This is a genomic window from Calothrix sp. CBUCES-K 9914 (genome assembly GCF_059640475.1).
In genome coordinates this window covers 1-26,554 of the sequence record NZ_JBXXZH010000042.1, presented here as the reverse complement: position 1 = coordinate 26,554, position 26,554 = coordinate 1, and the positions used below count along the sequence as shown (strand labels likewise).

Annotated in this window: 25 protein-coding genes and 1 pseudogene; 11 read left to right on the top strand and 15 right to left on the bottom strand. The window is 38.9% G+C overall.

The genetic code is table 11. The features are described 5' to 3' along the window. The first annotated feature begins 157 nt into the window (after positions 1-157). The 5 genes from iscB (at position 158) to AC2JBO_RS12310 (ending at position 8,284) form a co-directional block, all read left to right on the top strand. On the top strand, positions 158-1,441 hold the full coding sequence (gene iscB, locus AC2JBO_RS12330) for an RNA-guided endonuclease IscB (protein ID WP_496953962.1): 1,284 nt from the start codon (positions 158-160) through the stop codon (positions 1,439-1,441). Positions 1,442-1,585: 144 nt separating this feature from the next. Further along, complete coding sequence (locus AC2JBO_RS12325; RefSeq protein WP_496953943.1) at positions 1,586-3,964, top strand: OmpA family protein; 2,379 nt, start codon at positions 1,586-1,588, stop codon at positions 3,962-3,964. A gap of 106 nt (positions 3,965-4,070) precedes the next feature. Next, positions 4,071-5,726 carry an SdrD B-like domain-containing protein gene (locus AC2JBO_RS12320; RefSeq protein ID WP_496953942.1) on the top strand — a complete coding sequence of 552 codons (1,656 nt, stop codon included), beginning with the start codon at positions 4,071-4,073 and terminating at the stop codon, positions 5,724-5,726. 143 nt (positions 5,727-5,869) lie between these two features. Beyond that, a complete protein-coding gene (locus AC2JBO_RS12315) occupies positions 5,870-7,528 on the top strand; it encodes an SdrD B-like domain-containing protein (protein ID WP_496953941.1) in 1,659 nt (552 codons plus the stop codon). A 117-nt stretch (positions 7,529-7,645) separates the two neighbouring features. Continuing rightward, positions 7,646-8,284 (top strand): hypothetical protein, encoded by a 639-nt coding sequence (locus tag AC2JBO_RS12310; protein ID WP_496953940.1) that lies wholly within the window; start codon positions 7,646-7,648, stop codon positions 8,282-8,284. 71 nt (positions 8,285-8,355) lie between these two features. Here the strand turns inward: AC2JBO_RS12310 and AC2JBO_RS12305 are convergent, their stop codons facing one another. Continuing rightward, the gene (locus tag AC2JBO_RS12305) at positions 8,356-10,386 is read right to left on the bottom strand and encodes a protein kinase domain-containing protein (protein WP_496953939.1); all 2,031 of its coding nucleotides are present in this window, start codon (positions 10,384-10,386) and stop codon (positions 8,356-8,358) included. 178 nt (positions 10,387-10,564) lie between these two features. Between AC2JBO_RS12305 and AC2JBO_RS12300 the strand changes: the two genes are divergently transcribed. Further along, positions 10,565-11,044, top strand: a complete 480-nt coding sequence (locus AC2JBO_RS12300) for a hypothetical protein (protein ID WP_496953938.1) — start codon at positions 10,565-10,567, stop codon at positions 11,042-11,044. 767 nt (positions 11,045-11,811) lie between these two features. Here AC2JBO_RS12300 and AC2JBO_RS12295 read toward each other — a convergent pair. The 3 genes from AC2JBO_RS12295 to AC2JBO_RS12285 form a co-directional block, all read right to left on the bottom strand. Next, positions 11,812-14,196, bottom strand: coding sequence for a dynamin family protein (locus AC2JBO_RS12295; RefSeq protein ID WP_496953937.1), 2,385 nt, complete (start codon positions 14,194-14,196; stop codon positions 11,812-11,814). 107 nt (positions 14,197-14,303) lie between these two features. Further along, entirely contained in the window at positions 14,304-14,525 is a 222-nt protein-coding gene (locus tag AC2JBO_RS12290; RefSeq protein WP_496953936.1) for a type II toxin-antitoxin system HicA family toxin, read from the bottom strand. Next, complete coding sequence (locus tag AC2JBO_RS12285) at positions 14,515-14,721, bottom strand: type II toxin-antitoxin system HicB family antitoxin (RefSeq protein WP_496953935.1); 207 nt, start codon at positions 14,719-14,721, stop codon at positions 14,515-14,517. Before AC2JBO_RS12285 ends, AC2JBO_RS12290 begins: the two co-directional genes overlap by 11 nt. A gap of 108 nt (positions 14,722-14,829) precedes the next feature. Here AC2JBO_RS12285 and AC2JBO_RS12280 point away from each other — a divergent pair, with 108 nt between their 5' ends. Next, entirely contained in the window at positions 14,830-15,009 is a 180-nt protein-coding gene (locus AC2JBO_RS12280; RefSeq protein ID WP_496953934.1) for a hypothetical protein, read from the top strand. Positions 15,010-15,114: 105 nt separating this feature from the next. On the opposite strand, the gene AC2JBO_RS12275 is transcribed toward AC2JBO_RS12280, so the two are convergent. The 10 genes and pseudogenes from AC2JBO_RS12275 to AC2JBO_RS12230 all read right to left on the bottom strand — a co-directional run bounded on the left by AC2JBO_RS12275 (position 15,115) and on the right by AC2JBO_RS12230 (position 23,420). Then, positions 15,115-15,957, bottom strand: coding sequence for a DUF4435 domain-containing protein (locus AC2JBO_RS12275; protein WP_496953933.1), 843 nt, complete (start codon positions 15,955-15,957; stop codon positions 15,115-15,117). A gap of 3 nt (positions 15,958-15,960) precedes the next feature. Then, positions 15,961-17,268 carry an AAA family ATPase gene (locus tag AC2JBO_RS12270; protein WP_496953932.1) on the bottom strand — a complete coding sequence of 436 codons (1,308 nt, stop codon included), beginning with the start codon at positions 17,266-17,268 and terminating at the stop codon, positions 15,961-15,963. Positions 17,269-17,491: 223 nt separating this feature from the next. Continuing rightward, the gene (locus AC2JBO_RS12265; RefSeq protein ID WP_496953931.1) at positions 17,492-17,887 is read right to left on the bottom strand and encodes a VOC family protein; all 396 of its coding nucleotides are present in this window, start codon (positions 17,885-17,887) and stop codon (positions 17,492-17,494) included. 40 nt (positions 17,888-17,927) lie between these two features. Beyond that, the gene (locus AC2JBO_RS12260) at positions 17,928-18,122 is read right to left on the bottom strand and encodes a DUF6887 family protein (protein WP_496953930.1); all 195 of its coding nucleotides are present in this window, start codon (positions 18,120-18,122) and stop codon (positions 17,928-17,930) included. Continuing rightward, positions 18,119-18,181, bottom strand: a complete 63-nt coding sequence (locus AC2JBO_RS12255) for a hypothetical protein (protein ID WP_496953961.1) — start codon at positions 18,179-18,181, stop codon at positions 18,119-18,121. The genes AC2JBO_RS12260 and AC2JBO_RS12255 overlap by 4 nt, the downstream gene beginning before the upstream one ends. A 955-nt stretch (positions 18,182-19,136) precedes the next feature. Further along, complete coding sequence (locus AC2JBO_RS12250) at positions 19,137-19,304, bottom strand: hypothetical protein (protein WP_496953929.1); 168 nt, start codon at positions 19,302-19,304, stop codon at positions 19,137-19,139. A gap of 1 nt (position 19,305) precedes the next feature. Beyond that, entirely contained in the window at positions 19,306-19,869 is a 564-nt protein-coding gene (locus AC2JBO_RS12245) for a hypothetical protein (protein WP_496953928.1), read from the bottom strand. A 269-nt stretch (positions 19,870-20,138) separates the two neighbouring features. Next, a pseudogene (locus tag AC2JBO_RS12240) lies at positions 20,139-20,954 on the bottom strand (serine/threonine protein kinase); the annotation flags it as partial. Positions 20,955-21,021: 67 nt separating this feature from the next. Then, positions 21,022-22,392: a tRNA uridine-5-carboxymethylaminomethyl(34) synthesis GTPase MnmE gene (gene mnmE / locus AC2JBO_RS12235; protein ID WP_496953960.1), complete on the bottom strand. Its 1,371-nt coding sequence runs from the start codon at positions 22,390-22,392 to the stop codon at positions 21,022-21,024. Positions 22,393-22,835: 443 nt separating this feature from the next. Continuing rightward, positions 22,836-23,420, bottom strand: a complete 585-nt coding sequence (locus AC2JBO_RS12230) for an AAA family ATPase (protein WP_496953927.1) — start codon at positions 23,418-23,420, stop codon at positions 22,836-22,838. A 125-nt stretch (positions 23,421-23,545) separates the two neighbouring features. Between AC2JBO_RS12230 and AC2JBO_RS12225 the strand changes: the two genes are divergently transcribed. From AC2JBO_RS12225 to AC2JBO_RS12215, 3 genes are read left to right on the top strand one after another with little or no spacing between them, the layout of a single operon-like run. Further along, a complete protein-coding gene (locus AC2JBO_RS12225; RefSeq protein ID WP_496953926.1) occupies positions 23,546-23,854 on the top strand; it encodes a DUF2281 domain-containing protein in 309 nt (102 codons plus the stop codon). Beyond that, positions 23,851-24,087, top strand: coding sequence for a type II toxin-antitoxin system VapB family antitoxin (vapB, locus tag AC2JBO_RS12220; protein WP_496953925.1), 237 nt, complete (start codon positions 23,851-23,853; stop codon positions 24,085-24,087). The genes AC2JBO_RS12225 and vapB overlap by 4 nt, the downstream gene beginning before the upstream one ends. After that, positions 24,084-24,470, top strand: a complete 387-nt coding sequence (locus tag AC2JBO_RS12215; RefSeq protein WP_496953924.1) for a type II toxin-antitoxin system VapC family toxin — start codon at positions 24,084-24,086, stop codon at positions 24,468-24,470. The genes vapB and AC2JBO_RS12215 overlap by 4 nt, the downstream gene beginning before the upstream one ends. 192 nt (positions 24,471-24,662) lie before the next feature. Here the strand turns inward: AC2JBO_RS12215 and AC2JBO_RS12210 are convergent, their stop codons facing one another. Next, positions 24,663-25,415 (bottom strand): DUF3891 family protein, encoded by a 753-nt coding sequence (locus AC2JBO_RS12210; protein ID WP_496953923.1) that lies wholly within the window; start codon positions 25,413-25,415, stop codon positions 24,663-24,665. 144 nt (positions 25,416-25,559) lie between these two features. Here AC2JBO_RS12210 and AC2JBO_RS12205 point away from each other — a divergent pair, with 144 nt between their 5' ends. Further along, positions 25,560-26,468: a carbohydrate ABC transporter permease gene (locus tag AC2JBO_RS12205; protein ID WP_496953922.1), complete on the top strand. Its 909-nt coding sequence runs from the start codon at positions 25,560-25,562 to the stop codon at positions 26,466-26,468. The last annotated feature ends 86 nt before the right edge of the window (positions 26,469-26,554 follow it).

Below are 26,554 nucleotides of genomic sequence, written 5' to 3'. Positions count from 1 at the left end.
CGGATGCGTAGCTAGTCCGTCCAGTATATCTGGGTATCCATTCGGCTCTGTCGTTAGTCATTAAACATCTTTAAAGGGTTAAGGAAGTGTGGCTAGCGTAAAAAGCGTTAAGAACATTGGCGAAGCTAACATTACCCAAGTTTCTTGGAGGGACATTATGTCCAAAGTTTTCTTAATTGATACAAACAAAAAACCATTAAACCCAATTCATTCAGCACAAGCTCGGCAGTTATTGCGCTCGCAAAAAGCGGCAGTTTTCAGACGTTTCCCGTTTACCCTAATTCTCAAGGAGGCAAAACCTGATATAGAAGTTCAACCACTGAGATTAAAAATTGACCCTGGTGCTAAAACCACAGGTTTATCATTAGTAAACGATTCAACTGGTGAGGTAGTATTTGCAGCAGAAATTCAACATAGAGGTTTTCAAATTAGGGATACTTTGACATCTCGCGCGGCTTTACGTAGAAGTCGTAGAAATAGAAAAACTCGTTATCGGCAAGCGCGATTTACCAATCGTAGACGTAAAGAAGGTTGGATACCACCCAGTCTTACTAGTCGCGTTGATAATATTATTACTTGGGTAAAACATCTGCAAAAATTTGCAAAAGTTGATGCGATTAGTCAAGAATTAGTAAAGTTTGATACCCAATTAATGCAAAATCCGGAAATATCTGGAGTTGAATATCAGCAAGGTACTTTGGCAGGTTACGAGACGAGACAATATTTATTAGAAAAATGGGATAGAAAATGCGCTTACTGCTGTGCAAAAAATGTTCCTTTGCAAGTAGAGCATATTCATTCAAAGGCGAAAGGAGGTAGTAATAGAATTTCAAATCTGACATTAAGTTGTGAGAGATGTAACTTGAAAAAAGGGACAACAGATATTAAAACCTTTCTCAATAAAGACCCGAAAAAGTTAGAGATGATACTCAAGCAAGCTCAAAGACCATTGGCTGATACTGCCGCAGTTAACACTACCAGATTCACTTTATTGAATGCATTAAAATCCACAGGTTTAGCAGTAGAGACTGGTAGTGGTGGATTAACCAAATTCAATCGTAGTCAACAAGGTTTAAAAAAGACACATTGGATTGATGCAGCTTGTGTAGGTCTATCAACACCAACTTTGATTATTAAAGGAGTTAAGCCTTTGTTAATAACTGCTAAAGGACATGGAACACGGCAAATTTGTCGAACTGACAAATATGGTTTTCCAACAAGATACGTACCCAGAAATAAGTTTGTTCATGGTTTTCAAACTGGGGACATCGTAAAAGCAATTGTTAAAAAGGGTAAGAAAATTGGTACTTATGTTGGTCGCATTGCAACCCGTTCTAATGGAAGTTTTAATATCTTAACCAAAACTGGTTTAGTTCAAGGAATTAAGCACAGCGATTGCAAACAAATTCACAAAAAGGATGGTTACTCCTATGCATTTTAAGAGATTGGAAATTGTTTGCCTGTTCCCCTCCTTGTTTTGCTGCTATAAAGCAAAATTCAGTCAGGGTACTACTCAAAATTTCCCTTTCTTTCCTCCCAACACTAAACACAGTGGGTATAGTGTGAGTCTCCAGGGAGGTAATTGATGAAAAATAGGGAAAAGGGAAAAGGTCCAAGGGAAAGGGGAAAAATAAAATGGGAAAAAAGAGATGGAATAACATTTCTATCCTTTAACCAAAACCCCTTACCCCTTACAATACTGGCTTTTAGCTTGTGTTTCCTACCATCAAATGCTGCATTGAGCGAGCAAAATAGTACTAATATTGCCCAGCAACCAAATGCGCCCACAAATGTAACAACGCCAACTCCGGCACTGCGGATAATTGTAAATAGTAACCAAGACGGTAATGTTCAGCAGGACAACCAATTAACTTTACGCGAAGCGGTTGAACTCGCAAATGGAACCCTCAAAGTTGAGCAACTTAGTCCTGCGGAAAAAGCGTTAGTTACACCTTCTACATCTGGGGGTTCGCGGATTGAATTTAATTTACCCGCAGGCGCCACAACAATTCAACTGCAAAAAATCTTGCCTGACTTAGCTTCTCCAAACCTCGTAATTGATGGAACGAGTCAACCTGGTTACGATGCGACAAAATCAGCAACTGCGGAAATTGCTATTCCCATACCAGTTGTAGCCGTAACTCCGGCGCCAAACATAGAGATTTTTCGTGGGTTGACGGTTGTTGCTGATGGAATAACCGTGCGGGGGTTAAGTTTATATGGCTTCAACGCAAGTCCTGTTAAACAGCAGTTGGGAAACTTACTTATATATGATGGTGTTCCCAAACCTGTGACACTAACTACACCACCAGGTGACATTGTTGTTGCCCACCGTTTTCCACCACCAAATACAACAAAACAGCAACCCCCTAACAGCAATTTTCCTTTTTATGACAGGGATGTCCCACCCAAAAATGTCGTTATTGAGGATAACTGGTTAGGACTGACTACTGATGAAAAAATACCCCAAGAAACTTCTGCGTTTGGGGTTTATGTGTTTAACTCACAAGGTACTACAATTCGTCGTAACCGTATTTACTACCATGATGGTAGTGCGATTATTACATCTGTACGTGGTGAAAATACTTTAGTAACACAAAATATCATCGTTGGAAATGGCTTGGCTGGGATGCCGGATGCTTTGCGTATCGAGGGTGTTGTCACAAATTCCCAAATTACAGGCAACTTGATATGCGCTAATGATGGTGCCGGGGTGTATTTATTTAAACCTGATGGTAATCTGCTACTGCAAAATAACAAAATCACCTATAACGGTAGGCGCCTGCGACGAGCGGCAGTATATTTGATGGGTAGTAACCATCGCGTTATTGGTAATGAAATTGATAACCAAACAGGCCCCGGAGTCAGCGTTACCTCATTTCCACGTAACGACATTGGTAGTCGTAGCACATCGAGCGGCAATATCATCAAGGATAACCGATTTGCTGTACTCGAAGGATTGAGTATTGACTTAATCACCCAGCAAAATCTTGAAGTTAGCGACTTTCAACGCGGTGATGGGGCAAACCCAAAACGTAATTCCGATAACCGCCGTCTCGATACTGGAAACGGTGCGGTTAATGCTCCAGAATTTTCCACACGCGCGTTTCCACCGTCAGGCTCAAGTGTCACGGTACAAGGCAAAGCTGACCCAGGTTCGGAAGTCGCAATTTATAAATTGAGCGACTACCAACGCGGCAAACAAGCTGTCTACGACTATGGCTACGGCGCCCTCAATGTACCTTTGGGCATCGTTACTGCTGATGCCAAAGGTAATTTTACTACCAGTATTACTAATATCCAGCAAGGAGACGCAATCAGCGCAATTGCCACTGATACAAAATATGGTACTTCAGAACCATCAGTAGCAGCGGTCATTGGTCAAGCGGGGACTTTTCCTAATCTCACGCCAAATTCACGCCCTTCTCCGATAGTTCCACCACAGTGTACAACGCCACCGAAACCTCCGGCGCCACCGCCACCACCACCGCCACCACCACCACCACCACCATTAAAAATTCGTGTACCGCGTAATATTCACTTCGCGCTTGATAAATCGTTTATCAGTCCAGCTTCTGCGGAAGTGTTAGACAGAGTTGCGGAGGTATTACTACAAAATCCAGTAATTGTAATTGAAATTGTTGGACATACTGACCCACGTGCAAGTGACGCATATAACTTAGCACTAGGTAGACGAAGAGCGTTATCAACACGTAACTACTTATTACGTAGAGGTGTGGCACCTGAACGAATGACCATACGTTCAGAAGGTGAATCACAACTTCTTAACCCTGGAAGTACGGATATTGTGGATTATGCAAGAGATCGACGCGCGGAAATTATCTTTAAAGATATTCGTGGCGTAGATATTATCATCGAACCACAAGAAGACGATTTACAAATCGAACAGCGGCGTCGTAACCAAGCTCAACCACAACGCACACGCCCTCGTCGTACTCGATAAGGAATAAGGACAAAGGGGAAAGGAGAAAGGAAAAATAATAACACTTGTATCCTTTAACCCTAAACCTTTAACCTGAAATATTAGAAATTTAGTGTACCTGAGACTGATGAAACATCCATTTAAACGAATAATTCAAGCGTTTAATAGCGGCTGGATTCGTGTCTGGAAGCGAGATGTAGGAGTTGTAAATCGAAGATGGCTTTATTTTAAGTTTTTTAGCTTTAAGTCATTACGATATTACTTTTTGGCATCAGTGATTGCAGTCACACAAATAGTCGGCTTCTCTTACTTTCCGAAACAGAAAGTAGTAGCGCAAACGGAAAATTTATGTCCTGCGGGAAATGTGCCAACACCTGTAAATTGGACACCAGCAAATGGGGCGCCTGCTATTGCGGCTGAAACTATAAATGTTGGCGAAGTGGCTGTAACTTTCAGTTTTACAGAAAGTCTTCCCGGACGAGTTATTGACAATGTGGAAACAAAAATCGAGAACGGAAACTATGGTGGGATATCCGGACCTAACTTACGGTTTAATATCGGTCAAGACAAAACTCCATCACCAGGAAGTGCGACTTTAAGTCTCAACTTTTCTAGACCTATAATAATTGCATCTCCTTTAACTCTTCTTGATGTAGACCGTAATGGCACACAGGATACGGTAGGGGGTACGGCATTTATTTACCAAGATAGAGTCACAGTTAATGCATTTAATGGTGATGTTCCTGTTGGAGTAACTTTAAGGTCACTTCCCAGTAGGCAAGGTACCATTAATACTCGTGTGACAGGAAACACTGTTGTAGGTACTATTGGAAATTCTTTGCAACAAGATTCAGATTCAAATGTTTCAGTGACACCTGCTAATCAGTTAAACCGCATTGACTTTCTTTACGAACCAGGTACGGAATTTGGTCAACCTTTACAGGATGAAACCGTTGGTTTGGCACAATTTAGTATTTGTCTTCCTGCTCCTCCTGGCGCCACAATTGGTGACACTGTATTCAACGACCGAAACAGTAATGGGACTCAAGACGAAGGAGAACCAGGTATTCCCAATGTAACTTTAATTTTGCGTAACTCGAAAGGTCAAGAAGTCCGCAGAACAACAACTAATAGCAACGGTATTTACAGCTTCTTGAATTTACCATTAGGTAATTATACAGTTGAAGCACTTCGACCAAACACTGACTTTAGAGCAACAACAAATACAACTTTAGCTGCGAATTTAACGCAGCCAAACCAAGAGTTACTGACAGTTGATTTTGGGTTTAATACAAATCGACTAGGTGCTGGAGACGCGCCGAATGTCGTTTTAATCAAGCGAATTACCAACGCTATACGCAATGGTCAATCAATTACTGGTACTAATTTTAACACTTTTGTTCCAGACCCTAATAATAATAATGATGATGCCTTAACATCACCAGAACGCTTTCGAGGTGTTCCGGTATTGGAGGCGCCTGTACAGTCACGAGATGAAATCGAATACACGATTTATTTTTTGGCTGAAGGTAATGAGCCTACAACCAATCTTCGCTTCTGCGACTTAGTACCAAACGGAACTACCTTTGCTAATAATAGTATTAGTATTAGCGGTGCTGGTAGCGGCGCCGACGGTGCTAGGTTTTTATCTCCCCTTGCCCCATTGGACACCTTTACTACCATTTGTTCCGGTAGCAATAATAACGGTGCCGTAGTTGCCAATTTAGGAAATATACCTGGCGGTAATTTCGGATTCGTTCGCTTCCGTGTTTCAATTAACTAATATATGAGGCGCGAAACTTCGCGTCTTTATTCCCTATTATTCTATAATTAATGAATAATTAACAAATATTAAAAACATTAATTGTTCCCTATTTCACTAAAATTTGTCTGTATTTTTAATAAATTATCAAGGAAGGCGCGTCAATGAAACGCTTATTGACCAAAATATTGAAGTCGATACCGATACCGTACAGCAGGCGGTCGCAGCAATTATCGGTTTTATATCCTAAAGCAAATAATCGGAGATGGCGAAAAATTAGTAGACCTCTTCGATATTTTTTTCTCATATTAACGATGGCTGTAACGCAAATAGCCATCTTTGGTACTGTTCCAAACCAAAGAGTAGCTGCTCAAACTGGCAGTATTTGTCCCGCAAATACGGCGCCAACAGTCATAAACTGGCAACCAGCAATTGGTGTAACTGCAATCTCCGCTCAAAACCTCAATGCTGGTGGTGTGGGAGCTAGGTTAAGTTTTACTGAAAGTGTTCCCGGAAAAGTCATTGAATCTGAACTAGTTGAATTCAATAATGAACTTTACGGAACTCGTATAGACAATAACGTTTACGGTGGTCTACCTGGCCCCAACTTAAGATTTCATATTGGTATTGGTAAACAGCCGGCGCCCGTAGGTAGTAATGCGACTTTAACAGTAAATTTCGATAGACCAGTTACACTCGCATCTCCTCTGACTATTCTTGACGTAGACCGGGATGGTTCAAGAGACGCAGGATTTACTTATCAAGATAGAGTAACAGTCAATGCGTTTAATGGCTCTTCCCCTGTTAATGTCACGCTTCAATCACTTGGTAGTACTACGCGCGTAACAGGAAACCTTGCGCTTGGTATCAACGAAAATGCTTTCCCAAATAGTTCGGATGGTAACGTATCTGTTACACCTGCCGGTCAAATTACCAGCGTCAGACTTATTTACGAACCTGGTACTGAATTTGGTCCTCCAAAACAAGATGAAACAATAGGTCTTGCCAGAATCAATATTTGTGCCCCCTCGAATACTGGTTCAATTGGTGACACAGTATTCAATGACCGTAACGGTAACGGAGTTCAAGACCAAGGTGAACCAGGTATACCGAACGCGACTTTAATCTTACGAGGCGCCAACGGTCAGGAGATATCCAGAACTACAACTAATAGCAATGGTATCTATGGCTTTACAGGTTTACCAATTGCTGATTACACAGTTGAAGCAGTTCGACCGAACAATGACTTTAGACCAACAACAAACACAACTTTAGTAGCCAATCTCACACCGACTAACTCAAACAGACTTGATATTGACTTTGGTTTCCGTTCAACTGCTTTAGGCGCCGCTGGGACACCAAATATTCAACTTCTTAAACGAATTACTAATGCCACACGTAGTGGACAACCGATTACTGGCACAAATTTCAATACATTTGTTCCAGACCCAAATAATAATAACGACGATGCGCTTCCAGCACCAGAACGTTTTCGAGGAGTTTCGACGTTAGAGGCGCCAGTACAATCAGGAGATGAAATTGAATACACAGTTTACTTTCTGACAGAGGGAGAAGAAAACATCAGTAACGTGCGCTTCTGTGACTTAATACCAAACGGAACCACATTTACAAACAACAGCATTGCTATAAGTGGTGCAGGTAGTGGTGCCGATGGTGGCAGATTTTTATCTCCGCTTGCCCCATTAGGTACATTCACCAATATTTGCCCAGGCAGTAACAATAACGGTGCCGTAGTTGCCAACCTAGGCAGTATTCCTGGCGGCAACTTTGGGTTTGTACGCTTCCGCACCACGATTAACTAGTAGGGTGTGTGACGCTACCAACAATCTGAAAACGAAGCAATAATCCAGTAGCGTCACGCACCTTGGTATGATGTGGATGGTTTTTACCTCTCGTGATCTGATTATTTTTCTAAATTTATGCGAAAAACTCAAAAAAATCGTTTGTTTGCTTTAATAGCTGGCTTACTTGTATCTTCTGCTTTGATAGGTGAAAATATAGTTCAAGCACAACGTCAACCACGTCCAGTAGATTTACTTAGGTCAAAATGTGTTTCAAGCGGACTAGGAAGCGCGCGTGAAGATAATACAGACATTTCAATAGGGAGATCAGTATACACAAGTCGATTCTTTTTGGGTCCAGGTTCACGTTCTGCATCACTAACGTGTAAAATCAAACCTGATAATAAACCGCAGCCAATTTTTCAAACCTTAAATTTAGGGTTTGGGATGCGTGATAGCGATAATCGTAGTCCAAATGCGGAAGTCAGAATATATTTAGATGGTAAACCAGTAGATAGTCGAACTGTTTCAGCTTCACAGCAAAACACATTGGCATTAGATGTTAGTAATGCTAGTAATGTTTCGATAGAGGCTGTTTGTTTGGGTGGCAATAGATATTGTGACCGCATTTACTTTTACCAAGCAAAGCTGACACGTCCAACAGTTCAATCAAATGTGGTGCCATCTTCACAACCAACTCAACAATTTAGTGTTCCTGGGGCGCCAACACCTGTGCCACCACCGGCATCTACCCCTGTAACTCCACAAAAGTATTGATTTTATGTTTTTCGTAGTAAGCACTGAGCGTGCTTATCTTCAGTATCGACATGAAAGCACTGAAGTGCTTATTACAACGGGTGGGGACTCTTGTGAGATTTTGGAGTTGGTGCTGGTTGCGAACTTCCAAAATCAAATAACTTCTGTAGGTTTTCCTCCAAGGTCAGGTTTTCCTGTTTCGGAGGCACCTTTTTCTGAGTTTTCGCCCCTTTTTGAAGATTAGGTCGCTGCTTTGATAAATTTTCGGCACCTTGGGCTATATTATCGGCAGCTTGCTGCAACAGTGGATTGATTTTATCTCGCCAGTACTGAATATTAGGCAGTTTTTCAGGGTGTTTCTGATACGAAGTAACTTTGTCCCAGTTACCCTTCGCAACTGCTTGATCTATATCCTTAAATAAGGACTCGGCTTTTGACCAGTCTTGCTGCCATTGAGAAATCATTTTACCTGTCTCCTCAATTCCCGCAGGTACTGATTTTAATAAATCAATTGCTCCCTGTAAATCACCAGAATCATACCTCTCGCGCGCTTCTTCGACTATTTTAGTGTCCTGCTCAGACTTTGTTGAGGTTACTTGGTCGGGAGAAGTTAATTTATTATTATCTGTATTATCTTCTGTATTTTGGTCTTGATTATTATTCTTATCTTCACTGTTATGATTTCCGAACGGCAACCAATCAGCTATGGTTTTAGGTTTTGGTTCCGGACGCGCGGCAATAACTTTACTATCGTTAATAATTTTTGTCGCAATACCCTTGTCACGTAAACAATTCCCCCACTCCGAACTGTTGCCAATTACATCCGAGTGAACCCAAGCGACTTTACCTGTATCTAATCGCACTTGTACCCAACCACGTTTTGTGCGTGTGCCAGTCACTTCTAAGGCAGTACGCTCGCTAACGGTTTGTAATATCGTATCAGAAGATATAGCCGTGGGTTCAGAACGAATATTAGCTGTTTCACTCGTGACCGCCATACAAGTTTGTGCAGCTAGGGTATTACCCGACTTCCAATTAGCTGTTGCGCTTTGAAAGTTTTTTACAATTGCTGGCGCCACGTATGCTGCACCACCAGCTAGTAATGCCAAAATGAATAGCTGTAATATATCTGGTCCAGTGGCTCCTTTACGTATCGCTCTTACACTCGTAGTCACAGAATATTTATCATGATTCCCAGGCGCCACGGCAATTGTTTGCTGTCGCGATTGTAGCGAAGAGTGTTTAACGATTGCGTACTTTTCGTGATGATATTCTTGGTTTGGGGGAGCGGCTGGTACAAATGCACGTAAAGCTTGTAAAGCTTCGGTTGCGGTTTGAAACCTGTCTTTAAAGTGATAGCGAATCATCTGATTTAAGATGACGCTTAACTGTGGACTGATAGAAACAGAGTTTTGCCATATCAGTTCCCCGGTGTTATGGTCTTCTTGTAAATCCATTGGCGCCTCACCAGTCAGCGCTTGAACGGCAATAATACCAAGTGCGTAAATATCGCTATTCGGACGAGGTTTGCCCTGACCTTGTTCGGTGGGCATGTATCCTGGCGTGCCAATTGCTACCGTAGCTGAATGCTGTATACCAGCAGTGCGGGTATAAGAAGTAGCACGTAACTGTTTAACGGCGCCGAAATCGACTAATACTAGCTTGTTGTCACCACGGCGCCGGATAATATTATCAGGCTTAATATCCCGGTGAATAACTCCCTGCTGATGGACAAATTCAAGAATGCTAAGGACTTCATCTAAAAGTTGAACGACCTGACCCTCGCTGAGGCTTTCTCCCGGAACGAGTTCTTCACTGAGTGTATGCCCTTCAATAAATTCTTGTACTAAATAAAATTCTTGATTATCAACAAAATAAGCCAAAAGCCGAGGAATTTGGTTATGACTCCCCAGTTTTTCCAGTGTTTCTGCTTCGCTATGAAACAAGCGTTTAGCAGTATCAAATATTTTAGAATCGTTATTAGAAGCAGGTTTGAGATGCTTGACTACGCAGATGGGGTTGCCAGGTCGCTTGGTGTCCTCAGCAATGTAAGTTTCACCAAAACCGCCCGTGGCAAGAACTCTGATAACTTTATAACGATAGTCTAGTAGCTTGCCAATCATATATCCTCCAAGCTTGTTGACACCCGACTCGAACGGGTGGTAATAAATATCTCCAAATCCTCCGCAGCAAAATCCGCTATCTTAAGAAAAGATTTTGCCAAAAACCCAACTTTTTTATAGATATTTTTGTAAACATAATTTGTAAATTTTTGAGAGAAGAATTTATCAAACGTCAACTATGGCACTTAAGATAACCGACTCCAACTCCTGGCAGCAGGCAGAAACCCTGATGCAACCAGCATTTATCCGTCTCATCGATAATATCCGTAAACATCTTGACGTATCGAATTGGAAAGGAACGTACCAGGATGTACTGGTTTGGCCTCCTGACACTACTTCGGAAACCAAAGTAATGGTGACTTCTTTAGTCGAGGAACTCGAAACAGCAAGTCCGGAACGAGCAGACGATGTAAAGCAGACCCTCGCAAAATTACCAATTCCCCAACCAGGATATCATCTGTGTCTACAACGTCAAGAGCAGCGCCAAGAAGTCGATTTGTGGGAATTGTGCTACAAAGTATGTTTTGAGAATTATGGGTCAGATGAAGAAGTATATATAGATACTACTTTAATCGATGAACAAGGAGAAGTGGATTGGAATGCACTAGATTTAAAAGCCAAGCAAGTCGTTGATACTGTGTTTGAAAATTTACCTTGATCCCCCCTAGCCCCCCTTAATAAGGGGGGAACAAGAAAAGAAACAAATCTTAGCCCCCCTTATCAAGGCTTTCAAGGGTAGGTTTTTTTGAATCGAGCAAATAGTTGAGAGAATTCTCAATTGCTGAACGAGGTTTCGTGGTTTCAGGATTTGGACACCCGCGCTCAATAGGCAAAAAACGACCAAATCCAAAATACCTACCTTGGTAAGCCTTATCAAGGAGGGTTGGGGGGATTTTAAATATTTTATACAATATATACTTAACTAATAATCATTGTAGGTTGGGTGCAGGCTTTGCGGAACCCAACTTAAAATCTATACTGATGTCATGCTGAGGTACGTAAACGAAGTTTTCCCGAAGGGTAGCATCTAAAAGATTTTAAGGCTTATTTAATTTTGAAGAGTAAGAGAAATAACCACAAAGGCACAAAGGACACAAAGAAAGAATTATTAACCCAGTAAACTTAATGAAACTGACCAATAGCTCACGACGTTATTGATATCGGTAGTAAAGATATTTACCATAGAGACACAGAGGGCACAGAGAGGAGAGTTTCTTGAGCTTAAAATTAGGCGCCTATTTTCTAAAATTTACGGAGACAGAGAAAATGTTCTAAAAGCGCCCTTTCATGTCATAAGTCTGCTTTATCATAAGTAGAAATCATTCAGATTACGGAAAATCATACTGTAAGCGGAAATTCTTTGTTTGATGCGGCGCCTACAATTGATAATTTGTACCTTATCTAATATTTGGCGCCTTAAAATCCTTAACCGAGCATTATGGGAATCTGCTTAGGTTTCCAGCTATCTAAAGACGTGCGAAGCGGAGCTAATTCGTTTAAATACTCATTTAACTTAACTTTCTGGGTTTCAAGAATAGCACGAATTCGCATTTTTTCAAATTCTCTGGTCTCCCGTTCTTTCAACAAACTGTCAAACTCATCCTGAAACTTATTGATATAATCATTAATTTGCTGCTCTGCACTTCTAAAGTCCTCGAAAATTTGTTTTTCAACAATTCGTTTGAGAGCCTTGATGCTTGCTAATGATTGATTATCTATGTTTTTTTGAATTGCTTGACATGTTTGTTGTAGATCAATCTCATAAAAGAAGCGTTGTTTATCATCATATACTGGCACTTCTTTAAAAGCTCTTTTTTCATAGTCAACATCAGATTCACAAAAACCTTGTCCTTTCTCTCCTTCCTTCTTTTCTTTTTTATTTTCTTTGAATACTTTATATGGTTCTTGTTGTTCTTTTATTTTTGCGTCTATTCCAGAAAATTCAAATTCAGGAAACTGAATAGAGTTGATGTTTAATGTAACTTGCAACGACTCTCCCAAATAGCTAGATAGTTCATTTGATATTTCTTGAATATCATGTTGAATACTATGTACTAATTCCTCTCTAATTTTAGTACCATGTCTAATAAGTTTATCTTGTGTGTCTAACCACCAAGTTTTAATATGGGGGGCATAATATTCATTTATAGAAGTTTTTATATTTTCAGCTTCTTCCCTTGTTTTGCATCTAACTTTGTAAGGGTCAGAGCTTTTATAATACTCATCAGATAAATTATCAAAAATAGCTGGTATTGATTTTTTCAAATTATCTACCAGAGAAGTTTTTGTTTCAAATGAGAATGAGAGACCACCTATAAAAGGAAGCCATTTTGGTAGGCTAAATCCTAATCTTACTTCTCTAGAAGGAAGAATTTTACTGTCATCTATTATTTGATGTTGAGTTTGATATTGCTGTTGCTGGTTTTCCTGTTTGCGGGATACAGCTTTAGCAATTTGTTCTATTTCTGCCTCTATCTTAGCTTTTGCCCCATCTGAAAATTGGCTTACTCCCTTGCTAAACTCGCTAATCAAAATTTCTTTTTGTTCTTCCACAGACTTTTTTACATCTTGCACTTTACTTTTAGAATAATCAGCGCGTTTCCTGTAATCAGCTACTTTTTGCTTTAAGGTTTCGATCTCCATATCCCAAGCGCTAATTTGTGTGTTCAAAGTATCCTCGATACCTTTAGTCGCTTTTTCAAGTTTTGCTAAGGCATCACTTAAAAGATTCCAACCTGAATTTTGTACAACTGTTTGAATTACAGATTGTTCAATCGTTACTATTCCACTATCTACCAGTGCTTTTGGTGCAATATCAGTCATTTTTGGAACACGTATATCACCGTCTTCATCTTCTTCAAAATATCTCGAAAGGAAAAACTTTTTAAAATCCTTTTTATGCTCGTCGCTTGCTCGTTTGCTTTTTATAAGTTTTGCTAATAGCCCTTGCCATGCACTTGCTGAATAAATAATTGGTTCTGGTATGCCAAAGCCAATCAAAGCTTGCCTTAAATCAGCTATAACATCTTCAATAGCTCTGTCTTTCTCTGCTTTCCGGTCAATCTTATTAAGGATAAAGTAAATTTTTCCGGTATTTTGTGCCAAAAATTCTTTTCGCTGCTCGATTAAATCTTGGAGTAGTTCGGAATTTGTATTGTCTTTGAACGAAGAGTAATCCAAAATAAACAAAATAGCATTACAAGTTCGTAAAGCTTCTAAAGCTGTTTGTTTAAGTGCTACTGTACTAAGATTAGCAGATTCCCACTCGTTGGGGCCAGGAGTATCTACCAAAGTAAAACCGTTTAAAGATGTTAGTTTACTAATTGCCTCAATCGGATGCTGTATTTCAAAGAGTGTAACATTATCTTTATTTGCTGTACGTCGAATCTCACGGGTGCGTTCTAACAATGTGTGGCGAAGTTCTTCCGCATTTTCTACAGGAATTTCAAATGGTTTCCTTTGTCCCTGTCGATACTCCAACAGTTTTGGTGTAGCTTCAGCACTAATTGGTCGTATATCAGTACGGCAAACTGTACATGCTTCTGACTCACTGGCTAAAATATCGGCGCCAATAATGGCATTCAGGAAAGTACTTTTACCAGCTTTCATTGCCGCAATTACCGCGACTTGATACTTTTGCTCTTTTAAAGCGGTTAGTGCTTTGTTAATGTCATCCTCTACACTCTGTAAACTTTTTGTATCATCTCCCTGATTAAGACGACTTTGACGAATTTCAGAAAGATACTGTAAAAGTCGCGTACCAATACTATGTATATTTTCGTGCGTTAATTGAAACTGCTCAGAAGACATCACTGCACTCACCTTTGAAGCAAAAGTTAGTTGAAACACGTACAGCTTAAATTAACAAGTTAAATAATGCCTTCAGTGATACCACTGAGGTAGAAATATGCGGGCACCTATAATATCTCAAATTCCTCAATGCTTATCCCAGCTTGTCGTAAAATACTGCCAAGCGTACCAATACTTATTTCCCGTTTGTTAGGTACTATCGCAGTACGTGTTCCTTCGTCGGTTATTTTTGCAAACTTTACGTGACTACTTTTTTGACTAACTTCCTCAAAACTAGCAGCTTCCAGCTTACGTTTTACTTCACGAAAAGGTAATGGTTTAAGCGGCACCTATTTCTACCTCAAAAGTCTTAATCTGGGGTAGTATCGTAGCTATTGGTGGCTCAAAATACAGTGACAAAGCTTCGCTTAAATTCGATAAAGCTTCAGCTTCAGTTTCTCCTTGACTTGCAATATCCACTTCCAAGCATTGTGCGACAAACCAGTTATCCTCTTGCCATACACTTGCTGTAAATGCCTGTTTCATAAGTTTCGCTTTTTAAATCTTTATATTTTTTTAATTAGATAAGTTTATATTGTGTATTATAACATATTTATTCAGCTACGCTAGTTACTTGCAAAGAAAAAAAACTATATGAAAAATCCTGAAAAAATTAAATTACATATACGTCCTCGTCCGACTGAGACGGTTTCTATCAAAATACCAACTGATACATTAAAATCGCTTCAAAAAATAGCTGCGATAAGGGATATGTCTGTAGAAGCTTTACTTAAGTTTTATATTGGTCAAGGTTTAAGGCAAGACGAGCGCTAAACAATTTTCTGGGCGCCTGTTGGATGGCAAGATATATACAATCTGAAGAAGAGGTTACAAGAATTATTCAATAAATTCAAGCGGAAACATCGCTATAGTTATTATTTAAAAAATTTGATAAGGAGAATTATTTTTCTGCCAATTCTGAATTAATGTATAAAGCTGTGTGCTACGAAAATATGACTCTTCGTAAGCAAGACGTAATTCTCTTTCTAATAATTCTGGTTTCACATCGTTTGTGTTGCATGACCCTAGTGTCTTACATAACCCTATAGACAAAATGCAAATGAGGTCATGACCGCAACAAACATGCCATAAGTCATGATTAGGATTTTGTAACGCATTTAATAGCTTCTCGACTTCTTTATCCACTAAGGCAGGTTTTTGAGAATGATTTTTAACTACTTGTATAAATGTCAAAGTATTTATAGATAGAGATTTTTGCTCGATAAATTTGCTAAAAGTTAATTCTTCAAACTTCAGATTGAGATTATGTTTAAGAGAAGTCCACCTAAGATAGCCTATAATTTTTCCACATTCAACAAGCGCTTTGCGAACATCTTTACCAAACTTAAGAATTTTCTCTTCACTACCTACCTCACGAAGAAGCTTGTCAAGAGCAGGTGATTTAATCAGCATTACCTCAAGGTCATGGTCATCCGTCATCAGTAAGTTATTACTGGTACGAACAAAACCTTCAAGTATATTAAAATCAGCATCTACAATTGCAAGCACACCTTTAAAATTATCTTTGTCAAGAATATCTAGCGCATTTATGGCATTATCTTTATTCAAGGCAATAGAAAATTCACACTTATCTTGAGATACTAAACGTTCGTATACTAAATTATCAGAGCGACCTTCTACTATAATAAAGGCGCCAGGAAAACTACTGCGCCTCAAACGTATTTGATTAGCAATACGTTCAGGAGTTATATATTCTCTCATTTATTATGCACCCTTTAATTCTACAGTTAAATCCCATCTATCATGAATTAAGTCAGGAGAGTGAGTTGCCAATAATACATCAAGCTTAGAGACTTGGGTAATTTTTTGTAAGTCTCTTAAAAACTGAACTTGCCACTCAACATGAAGCGATAACTCTGGTTCATCTATAAGAATTAATGCATTGGGTTTTGCTTTGAATAATAATTCATAAAGCATTATTAACTCGTGCTGCTCACCTGATGATAAATTATCTGGGGATAAAGAGCTACCATTACGATTAAATACAAAACCTTTTTCTTTGTTAATCTTTAATTGTTTATATGAAAATCTTTGATTAATAATTCCTTTGAAAATGTCTATTCGTTCTGCAAGGTCTTCAAATAAACTAAGCTTTTTATCTATATCATCTATATATATAGATAAAACTTGCTTTGTACTATCGTCTATTTGCTCTTGTATTTCAAAGTCAGGGTAATTATCTTTTTCCAGTAAACCAGTACTAACTAAGTGAGAGCGCTTCTCTTCTAGTGTACTTAGTTTTTGCCGTAGTTCTTCAAAAGTTAATAATTTAGCATTTTTTTGCTGAACTAACCGAATAGGGAAGCTTTTATCTAGAGACTGAGATAATGAACCATATTCTGCTAGTTTAGCTTTAATCAAGCTTGAAAGTTCATTTGCGTATGAAGCAACTGACAGCATTGTAGATGGTTGTTCTAATTTTGAATTAATATTGTATAATGATAAATCAAATAGTCTTTGAGATTCAATAAAACGAATACTAATAGAGTCTTTTAACTCTTGAAGCCAATCTGGTATTTTTATATAATCAGAAGCTACAGGTAGTAAGTGACTAAACTTCTCAAATACATCTTCCAAAGATAAAATTTCGTTATTGTCGAGGTTGACCCATGCTCTAAGTGATATTCTCTCTAATTGAGGTATATTTTCTATAGCAGATAAAGGAAAGTCTAATATGTTGGCATCTAATACCTTAGTTTTAAATTGCTTTTCTTCGCTCCAGTTTTGCTTTCTATAATTTAATATAATGCTTTTTTCTAGTAATTTATTATTGTTTGCTTGGTTTACTCGTATATAACTAAAATCATCAAATTGTATTTTCAACTCATCAAAATAAATTTTAGATAGTTCATAAAAGTTTAGACTAAACAAACCATTAATTATTCTAAGTAAAGCGGTTTTACCAACTCCATTTTTACCATGAATGATGGTGATACGTTCATCTAGTTTCATGGTGACTGTATGGTTGAATATCCCAAATAGGTTACGCGCGCAAATTTCTGTAATTCTCATACTCAGATATTAAGATTTATTTAAATCTATATATATAATACGCTTTTGTTCTTGGAATTTGAGAGGATGTTATAAAAGTGTCTTTCTGTGTTACACCTCACTACATATCGTGCGGCGCGTCTCTACTGTCTCTGTGGTAAAAATCTTTACTATTAAAATTGGTGTTAAAGTTTTTATTTTTGATGTTGGGTTGCGCGCGGGCGCTTCACCCAACCTACAGGTGTTACACTAGCATTTGAAATAACCCAATTAAGTTTTCGTCTGGGTCGCGTAGGTAAGCTGTTTTTATTCCGTAGTGCGGGTTATTCATTGGCGCCACGGCAAACTGAATTCCTTTATGCTTTAATTTGTTGTATTCTTCTTCTACATCATGCACTGTTAAGATTAAGGCTACTTTGTCTTGACATTCTGCATTGTCTGGTTTGTGTGCGTTATGGATTATTTTTGCCATTTCTTGACGACGAAATAAACTCAGACGCATGTTTCCAACGGCAAATTCAGCATAACCGTCTTCGATGTCTTCTTGTTTGACTTCAAATTCCATGATTTCTTTGTAGAAGAGAAAACATGCTTGTAAGTCTGAGACGAGCAGTCTTGTATACGCAGAACTAACTTTCATACAGTTTTGTTTTAGTTTTATAAAGTATTTACATGATCACTCATAGCTCTCCTTGTACTGTCTCAGCTTCTATTCTCTTCTTTAATTCGGCTTCCAATCGTTCATATGTACTAACCGCTACCCCAGGTCTTGACCTAACAATGGTAAGGTAATGTTGAAAACCGTCTTCGTCCGAGGGATGTTTTTTTACGTACTCCCTCAACTCAGCTTCGGTTAATTGTTGATAGTTACTCATCTGACTAATTCCTCTCCATTACTTAAAATTTCTACTTCAATTGTTTCTCCTATAAGCACCACAATTCTTTGTGTGCGAGTATCGAACTTGTTAGTTCAACTGTTCGTAGTAGATTGCTTACTCGCACGCATAAGCTGTAGAAAGCTTTTACCTGTTCAATTGTTGGCCTGTTTAACTGAATGTCTCTGGTCATACACTTTCCCTATCACTTTTTCCATCTTCTTTTTTTTTGCGATTAGCTACGGATTTAAGAATGATGGCTCTACACAGTTGTGTTACTGGTATAAATTCTGACTTAGCCCACTCTTCCAGGTAGCCAAAATCCTCCTCATCAAATCTAATTTGTACTCTAGGTTTATCTGACGGCATAAATAACAAGTTACTTCTAGTAACTCATTATCAGCCTAGAAAAGCCTTTTGACAATTTTAGAGTCTCTTGGTTAACAAGTGACTCACTTGCAATCTAGTATACCACTAATCGTCAGGCGCCCTTAGTTGTGGTGTTTCTGCCAAAACTGGATGCTCACGATAGATTTTTATGCGGGTATTTCGTATCGGCTCAATAAGTTGGGGTAAGTAGTGATTACTTGGTGTTGTTGAATAAATTTATTATTCATACAAATAACTTAAGCCATGCGGGCGCCCCGCGCCCGCTGCGCCACGGAACGCTGCTTTAAATAATTTGTGTTTCTTGGCAAGAATGCGGCTAAGAGCGTTTTAACTACATGAGCGCACATGTTTTTATTAGAAAGTAGAAGAACTGATTATATTGACTAACAACAAAAAATATAAACTACTATAGTGTTAATCTAATAACGAACTTTTAAAGCGCACCACTACGACCGCGCGCTTCTGCTCTTGCAGGCAACGAGCATAAAAATTTTTAAGCAGTACAGTTGAGCGCACCTAAAATCAAAGGTACGAAGTTTTTAATTTGATACGCGGATTAACTTGTTAATGTTTATCCTGACATACAAAATAGTTCTTCTTGCCACGAAGAAAGCAGATACGTAGTCAAAGATTTATTTCTAATGATTGTTCCCAATGATGGAATGTCACTTTTACTTCGTTAAATTCAGATTCAAAATCATCGTAATTTTTTATGAGCAGATTTGATAAGTAACCTGCTGACATTGAAATACCAATATCTTCTAATAATTCTAATAATTTACCTTGCGTCATGTTACCTCCGTAATATAGGCTTATGACCAAGGCTTTGATACAAGCGACCGAACTCCCCATCATAACCTGCTGGTAACGGTGCCAAGTATGTTTTACCCTCTGATGCAGAGTAGAATTTCTGTTTTAGGAATAGTACATTGTCAGTTTTTAGTGAAATATCTTGTACTATTACCTCCTCGTAACCCTTAAATTCTGCGTCAACTGGTAGCTTAGATTGTGGGTACTCTAAAATCTTTTTTCTATCTATTTCGATGTTGGCATTTTTGCTACTTTTAGTATGCTTAGAAGGAGTTTTTCGTTCTTTCTCCGACGAATGGTCTTTCTTGAATCCACTTGTTTTATTGGCTTTAATGTCTGGCTTACCCTTTTCTCCTTTAAGACGGTTGTTTTCATCTCTAAGCTTTTGGTTCTCTTCTTCTAAGCTTTTTATCTTTATATTTTGTTCTTCTATTAAATTCAAGAGTACTTCTATAGTTTGACGCAGTGAAGGGTCTGCAATTCCTCTTGGGTCAACGCTTTGCAGTAACTCAGGTGCTAATTTTTTATTCTTCGGATTTTGCGTCATGTATCATATTCTACGGCACCATGTTACCAAATAAATCTTTTTATTTTTTCGTGCTATGTATCCGCTCTGGGGCACCACCATTAATGCATGACGTATCGGCTCAAATACGTGTATAAATGGCATAAGGCGCCGTTTGGGTTAGACTTTGGAGGCAATAGGGCAATATCATTGGCTTGGTAAGAGTGCGCTTTCCCTTTACTTTACCCTAGCATGGCGCCATGCTGTTGTGCATGGACGCTACCCCTACTTATTGAGCGGATACCATTAAAGCAAGTTTCTAAGTCGTGTTTTAAACCTAATGCACTTTGGTATCTATCTTCGGCATTTTTGGCTGTGAGCTTGGCAATAATATCTGATAAAATCTCAGGGATATTTGGATTTAGATGGTGAACTGGTGGTAGTTGTTTGGCAATATGACAATGTACCAATTCGATAGGGTCATCCGATTCAAAAGGGACTTTACCTGTGAGGAGTTCGTATAGAGTAATACCTAAACTATAAAAATCAGTGCGATAATCGATACCGCGATTCATGCGTCCTGTTTGTTCGGGAGAAATATAAGCGAGTGTACCTTCGATAACACCAGGATTTTGTAATTCTTGTATTTCTCGTGGTAGTAGAGAGGAGATACTAAAGTCAATGATTGTAACTTTCTTCGTCTCAGGATTAATTAAAATGTTGGCAGGTTTGATATCTTTGTGAATAACACGGTGGTTGTGTAGCTGGTCGAGGATAGATGCAATTTGAATTGCGACAGTAAAAAAATCGGTTAAATCATGATGACTTATCCATTGAGTGAGTGGTATTCCACCAAATTCCATGATTAAAGCATAACGTCCACATGTTTCAAGACTATATGGTTTAACAACTCCATCAATATTAAGGTTATTAAGGTTTTTGCTGATAATGTACTGATTACGAAACTGAACGATTTCGTCGAAACTTGGGTTGAGGTTTCGCATCAGCTTAATTGCAACGGATGCTTGGTCAGAAGAACAGGCGCCTGTATATACTAGGGTTCTGGAACTAGCATAAATTTGTTGTTTAATGCTGTAACCTGCAATTACTGGCTTTTCTGTCTCCATGTGTGCTACCTAAAAGTCAAGCTGTCACATGTATTATTCCCAGGAAAAGCCATACTAATAACAACTTTTACTTACCAATACAAAACCTACTAAAAATTTTATCTAATACAGATTCTGTAACCTCTTCTCCTGTAATTTCACCTAAAGCATAAATGGCGCCACGTAAGTCAATGCTCCAAAAGTCAAGAGGTAAATTTTGTTCGATTGTTAATAGTACTTGTTCTAAACATGATTTTGCTTGTGTGAGTGCGGCGCCTTGACGCTGGTTAATGGCAAAATCTAAATCAGCAGCAGTAATCTTTTCAGTTTGGATTTTTTCTAGAATGGCTGTTTCTAATGCGTCTATTCCTTGATTTTTGGCTGCTGCTGTTTTGACGATATGGTTTATTTCTGCTGGGTAATCATATACCGACGCAATATCGATTTTATTAATGACTAGGATTAATGGGCGCCCTTTCACATTCAGATATATTTCTTCATCATCAGGTGTCCACCCTTGGGAAGCATCGATAGTTAATAGTACTAAATCTGCTGACTCGGCAGCTTTGCGCGAACGTTCGACACCAATTTTCTCTACAGTGTCTTCTGTCTGTCTGATTCCAGCAGTATCTAATACTTGTACAGGTATACCACCTACAACTAATTGTGATTCTACGACATCGCGCGTCGTGCCAGGTAAATCTGTAACAATTGCCCTATCGCTACGACTCCACGCATTTAGTAAACTGGATTTTCCGACATTTGGGCGCCCAACAATAGCCACTTTTAACCCGGTTCGTAGTAATTCTCCTTTTTCTGCGGTAGCAAGAATACGATTTATTTCTAAGCTAATTTTTTGAATTTCCGTAGTGATAAACTCATAATCCAACGGAGGTAAATCGTCTTCAAAGTCGATACGTGCCTCAATTTCCGCTAAAACATCCAAACAATCGGCACGCAGTTTTTTTATTGGTTGAGCAAGTTTTCCTGTAATACCAGCTAATGCAGTTTGTGCAGCTTGTGGAGATTTGGCGCCAACTAAGTCAGCGATACCTTCAGCTTGCGTTAAGTCTAGGCGCCCATTTAGAAACGCGCGTAGTGTAAACTCACCTGGTTGTGCAAGACGGGCACCTGCTTCTAAACACAGCTGTAACACTTGCTGTACTGCCATAATTCCCCCATGACAGTGAAACTCCACCACATCCTCACGGGTATATGAACGTGGTGCTTGCATTATTAATAACAACGCTTCGTCTACAAGTTCTTGGGTTTGAGGATGACGAATGTAACCATATAAAATGCGGTGACTTTCCCATGCTTGTTTACCCGGTGCATGGAAGAGTTTTTTGGCAATGTCTAGAGCTTCGGAACCTGACGCGCGTACTATTCCCACGCTACCTTGTTGTGGGACGATAGCGGTAGCGATGGCAGCAATGGTTCCAGTAGTGGCGAAAGGCATAGGGTTTGGATATGGGATATTTATATTTTGTACATTAAAACGTAGGGTGTGTGGCGCCATGCACTAACGGAAAATTGTGACAATATTTGTATTTAATGCGATGTATATGATGATCTGGGCTGCGTTCATTAATAGCCTATAGCTGCAAGCTATAGGCTGATAGCTTAAGTCCTCTGAAGAGGACTGATTTTAAATAAAATTTTAAGACCTGCATCAACGTGCGTTTCAGCTACATTTAAGATGAGATTGCTATTAGCCCAACACGAGCAATGATTAAGCAAGCACTCTGCTGTTACTAATGCTATGCTTTTTTATCAAGCTAAACCTTTATCTACGATTGGTGTCAACGGGTCACTTCAAAGCTAGTATCCCATTAATAAGCAGTGTAGGATCAGCGATAGCATCATCGGCAGCAAATAACACCCAAACAAAGCCAAGGATTGTCAATCCGCCGGGTACAGGCGGTTGCTAAAACCTCTTATATGATAATTAACCTTAATAAGGCGATCCTTCTCCACTATCTGTTGGACCTTGACCACTATAATAATTTTCTCGAAGTCAGTTTCTAATAAATTGCGCGCGTAGTAACGTCCTGCAAATTGGTAGTATTGAGCATCAGTTGCAGTATAACAGCGTTCACCATCAAGGATTAAATGGACGCGCTTACTGTCTCCTGGTTCAATTAAAGAACGTTCAGTTCTCGTTGCAGCCCATCTTTTGAACAACGCACGGGTAGTAGTAATTTCTTCATCTGTAAATAATACAGACAATTCAATACGCGGCGCCCCCCAACGTTGGTAGCGACCAGGAAGAAACCCTAGCCAATCAAAATCTGTAACTCGTTGAATTTGTTTTGTTGCCAGTGCTAAAGGGAGGGCAATAGCTTGTAGCAAGGTTGTCTTCCCCGTACCATTATCGCCTAGCACCAAAAACCTGTTACTAATGGTATTAATGGTTTGGTTTTGGAATGACACCTCCAGATTCTCAAAGCGCTTAAAATTATTGATGCTGATGGACTCAACTTTCATAGAAAACTTGGGGGTACACGCGCATTTCACCTCGTTATACTATAAAGCGTGCAAGTTCAAAGCGTCCTAGAGAAAGGCGCCTTTACTTATATAATAAAAGTCTTCGGACTCCTTAAGTTATAAATATGACATCAGAACTAATTGCAAAACTAGAAACTTTGGCGCCACAACAGCAACAACAAGTGTTAGATTTTGTGGAGTTTTTAGCAAATAAATATACTTGTTATCAAGAAGCACCGCAACAACGAGTACCAGACTTAAATAAAGGTCAGATTTGGTTGAGTGATGATTTTAATGACCCGCTACCGGATGAATTTTGGTTAAGTAAGGGTATAATATATAAATACCACGAATGCCTACAACCTAATTTTATAGGTGTACTGCAATATGTGGATAAGTATACAAAAGTATATATTCAAAAGGAATTAAGATGACTCCTCAAGTTCTTGATACGACGTCAGAAGTAATTACCAAGTTACAAACACTACCACCTGAACAAAAACAGCAAGTGCTAGATTTTGTTGAATTTTTAACACAAAAGTATGCACAACCTGAAAAAACACGAAAAAAACGAGTTTTAGGTTTAAATCGGGGAAAGTATCAGATGAGCGATGATTTTAATAACCCTTTACCGGATGAGTTTTGGTTAGGTGAAGGTGTAATATGATATTGTTATTAGACACACATGTTCTGATTTGGTTAGCTGTAAATCCAGAACTTCTTTCAGAGAAAGTTAGTAATTTATTAACAGATGATAATAATTTTTGGGTTCTGAGCATTGCTAGCGTTTGGGAAATACAAATTAAGGTTCAGCTTGGTAAGCTAGATTTACCTATATCAGTTCCAGAGTTAATTGCGAGTCAACAAGAAGTTAATGACATGCAAATCTTACCAATTGAGTTAAGTCATGTTTATGCATTAAAAGACTTACCTAATCATCACCGTGATCCTTTTGACCGTATTATAATCGCTCAAGCTATTTTTGAGCAAATGCCTTTATTGAGTGTAGATGAGGCTATTGGTAATTATCCTGTGGAAAAAATTTGGTAATGGTTTAATTATTATTTGTTGAAATATATATTGTTGTGTGTTGGGTTGCGCGTTGCTACCCTGCGGGAAAACTACGTTTACACCCAACCTACGTTATTGAGGGTTATCGTACAAGCGTGAGAAACCCGGTTTCTTTTGGTAACGCTGAAAATTGTTGTGTTTAGTGTGGAAGAAACCGGGTTTTCAGGGGGTTTATTTGGCGAATGTCCATTCTAGGGTTTTGATCGGCGCCTTTTGTAGTGCTTCTGTGAGTTCGCTGTTGTCGGTAAATTGTAGTTGATCTAGGTAGGATGCTTCGACTCTTACTGTGAATTTATTTTCTTTGAATACCCACGGTGTTACTGTAATGTTTCCGTCGCTACGTTGATGGACATCATAGCGTTGTCCACTGGCATCTTTGGCTATTTCTAGCGCGCGGAAGTCATTTGCATTTTCTACACTGCTGGCGCCTTCGGGTATTTCATGGTTGCAAAGTATTAGTGACATTCTGTCGCACCATTGGAAGAAAGCATATGCTTCGGCTGCTTCTTCTTTGGTAATTTTTAGTTCTTTGCGCCATTGATGTTGATTTTTTAGCTGTTCGTCTAAAAATTCATCTACTTCTTTTGATTCTCCGCGTCTTGCTTCGTTTAAAAAGCTTGTATGCATCGATATGAGCATTGCTACCCAACGTCCGCGATATCGGGAGTTTTGAGTTAGTTTTTGCAAACCCTCTAAGTCAATATCTTTTTCTAGTGTAAAGTCACGTGGGGCGCCTGCTGATGTAAGATGGTTTCCTTCCCACTCTTTTTCTAAGTCGTCGTGGTGCGATATTGCGGCAATTGTTTCTAACCAACGTTGTGGACGTAATTCTGAGTTCCAATGTCCAGCTAATTGAGCAGCTAGTAATGCATGGGCACGATGGTATATTACCTCCCAACCTTTTTCATGTAAGTTTACTATCATGTTTATACCTGGAATCTTAGTGTAATATGAGTTTGCTATTTTTATCATGCAGGAGCTAAACTCTTTTATCCCTCTATCTACAGTACAGGTATATTGACCGAGCAGTAGTAGTTTGTTCTAGTAATTGTTTAATACCCTAGCGTTATGCAATCTATTAAAGTTAAAGATAAGATTCGTATTCAACAGCAGTTAACACCTTATTTATTTTTACTGCCTGCTTTATTTATTTTAGGACTTACGGTATTTATACCTGCGCTTCAAGCTTTTTATTTGACTTTTACGAAAATTCAAGATATAACCAGTCCGCAAACACAGTGGGTTGGTTTGGCAAATTTTATCCGTTTGTCTAATGATTCTGTGTTTTGGAAAACTTTAGGCAACACTATATTATATCTAATTATAGTTGTACCAATTCTTGTTACGGCGCCTTTAGGTTTAGCAATTTTAGTCAATCAAAAGCTACGCGGTATTACCTGGTTTCGGGCAGCATATTATGCACCAGTTGTAATTTCGATGGTGGTTGCTGGTATTGCATGGAACTGGCTGTACGAAGAAAGAGGTTTGATTAATCAATTTCTTCAAGGTTTAGGTATTATCAAAGAAGGTATTCCCTGGTTAACAAATCCAAGATTCGCCCTTTTCAGTGTAATGGCTGTAACCGTGTGGAAAGGCTTGGGTTATTACATGGTTATTTACCTCGCTGGGTTACAATCAATTCCTGCTGATGTATATGAAGCTGCTTCGATAGATGGTTCGGATGGTGTGCGTAAACATTGGGATATTACTTTGCCTTTGATGCGTCCTTATTTAGCACTAGTTGCTGTAATTTCGGCAATTTCTGCTACTAAGGTGTTTGAAGAAGTGTATATTATGACCCAAGGTGGACCACGCAATAGTTCCAAAACTATTGTTTATTATTTGTACGAACAAGCTTTTACTAATTTAGAAATTAGCTATGCTTGTACAATTGGTTTGGTATTGTTTTTGATTATTTTGGCTTTGTCTGTTTTAAGATTGTTGCTCAATAATGGCGCCGAACAAACATTAGGATAAAATCCCCCCAAGCCCCTTAACAAGGCAGGGCTGTTTCATTCCCTCTCAAATCGGATTTGTCAAGATGGTTAGCTATAAAAATCATA

Bases quoted from the DNA above. Each gene is read 5' to 3' on its own strand.
- iscB (WP_496953962.1), top strand. From the start codon at position 158: ATGTCCAAAGTTTTCTTAATTGATACAAACAAAAAACCATTAAACCCA.
- AC2JBO_RS12325 (WP_496953943.1), top strand. From the start codon at position 1,586: ATGAAAAATAGGGAAAAGGGAAAAGGTCCAAGGGAAAGGGGAAAAATA.
- AC2JBO_RS12320 (WP_496953942.1), top strand. From the start codon at position 4,071: ATGAAACATCCATTTAAACGAATAATTCAAGCGTTTAATAGCGGCTGG.
- AC2JBO_RS12315 (WP_496953941.1), top strand. From the start codon at position 5,870: ATGAAACGCTTATTGACCAAAATATTGAAGTCGATACCGATACCGTAC.
- AC2JBO_RS12310 (WP_496953940.1), top strand. From the start codon at position 7,646: ATGCGAAAAACTCAAAAAAATCGTTTGTTTGCTTTAATAGCTGGCTTA.
- AC2JBO_RS12305 (WP_496953939.1), bottom strand. From the start codon at position 10,386: ATGATTGGCAAGCTACTAGACTATCGTTATAAAGTTATCAGAGTTCTT.
- AC2JBO_RS12300 (WP_496953938.1), top strand. From the start codon at position 10,565: ATGGCACTTAAGATAACCGACTCCAACTCCTGGCAGCAGGCAGAAACC.
- AC2JBO_RS12295 (WP_496953937.1), bottom strand. From the start codon at position 14,196: ATGTCTTCTGAGCAGTTTCAATTAACGCACGAAAATATACATAGTATT.
- AC2JBO_RS12285 (WP_496953935.1), bottom strand. From the start codon at position 14,721: ATGAAACAGGCATTTACAGCAAGTGTATGGCAAGAGGATAACTGGTTT.
- AC2JBO_RS12280 (WP_496953934.1), top strand. From the start codon at position 14,830: ATGAAAAATCCTGAAAAAATTAAATTACATATACGTCCTCGTCCGACT.
- AC2JBO_RS12275 (WP_496953933.1), bottom strand. From the start codon at position 15,957: ATGAGAGAATATATAACTCCTGAACGTATTGCTAATCAAATACGTTTG.
- AC2JBO_RS12270 (WP_496953932.1), bottom strand. From the start codon at position 17,268: ATGAGAATTACAGAAATTTGCGCGCGTAACCTATTTGGGATATTCAAC.
- AC2JBO_RS12265 (WP_496953931.1), bottom strand. From the start codon at position 17,887: ATGAAAGTTAGTTCTGCGTATACAAGACTGCTCGTCTCAGACTTACAA.
- AC2JBO_RS12260 (WP_496953930.1), bottom strand. From the start codon at position 18,122: ATGAGTAACTATCAACAATTAACCGAAGCTGAGTTGAGGGAGTACGTA.
- AC2JBO_RS12250 (WP_496953929.1), bottom strand. From the start codon at position 19,304: ATGACGCAAGGTAAATTATTAGAATTATTAGAAGATATTGGTATTTCA.
- AC2JBO_RS12245 (WP_496953928.1), bottom strand. From the start codon at position 19,869: ATGACGCAAAATCCGAAGAATAAAAAATTAGCACCTGAGTTACTGCAA.
- mnmE (WP_496953960.1), bottom strand. From the start codon at position 22,392: ATGCCTTTCGCCACTACTGGAACCATTGCTGCCATCGCTACCGCTATC.
- AC2JBO_RS12230 (WP_496953927.1), bottom strand. From the start codon at position 23,420: ATGAAAGTTGAGTCCATCAGCATCAATAATTTTAAGCGCTTTGAGAAT.
- AC2JBO_RS12225 (WP_496953926.1), top strand. From the start codon at position 23,546: ATGACATCAGAACTAATTGCAAAACTAGAAACTTTGGCGCCACAACAG.
- vapB (WP_496953925.1), top strand. From the start codon at position 23,851: ATGACTCCTCAAGTTCTTGATACGACGTCAGAAGTAATTACCAAGTTA.
- AC2JBO_RS12215 (WP_496953924.1), top strand. From the start codon at position 24,084: ATGATATTGTTATTAGACACACATGTTCTGATTTGGTTAGCTGTAAAT.
- AC2JBO_RS12210 (WP_496953923.1), bottom strand. From the start codon at position 25,415: ATGATAGTAAACTTACATGAAAAAGGTTGGGAGGTAATATACCATCGT.
- AC2JBO_RS12205 (WP_496953922.1), top strand. From the start codon at position 25,560: ATGCAATCTATTAAAGTTAAAGATAAGATTCGTATTCAACAGCAGTTA.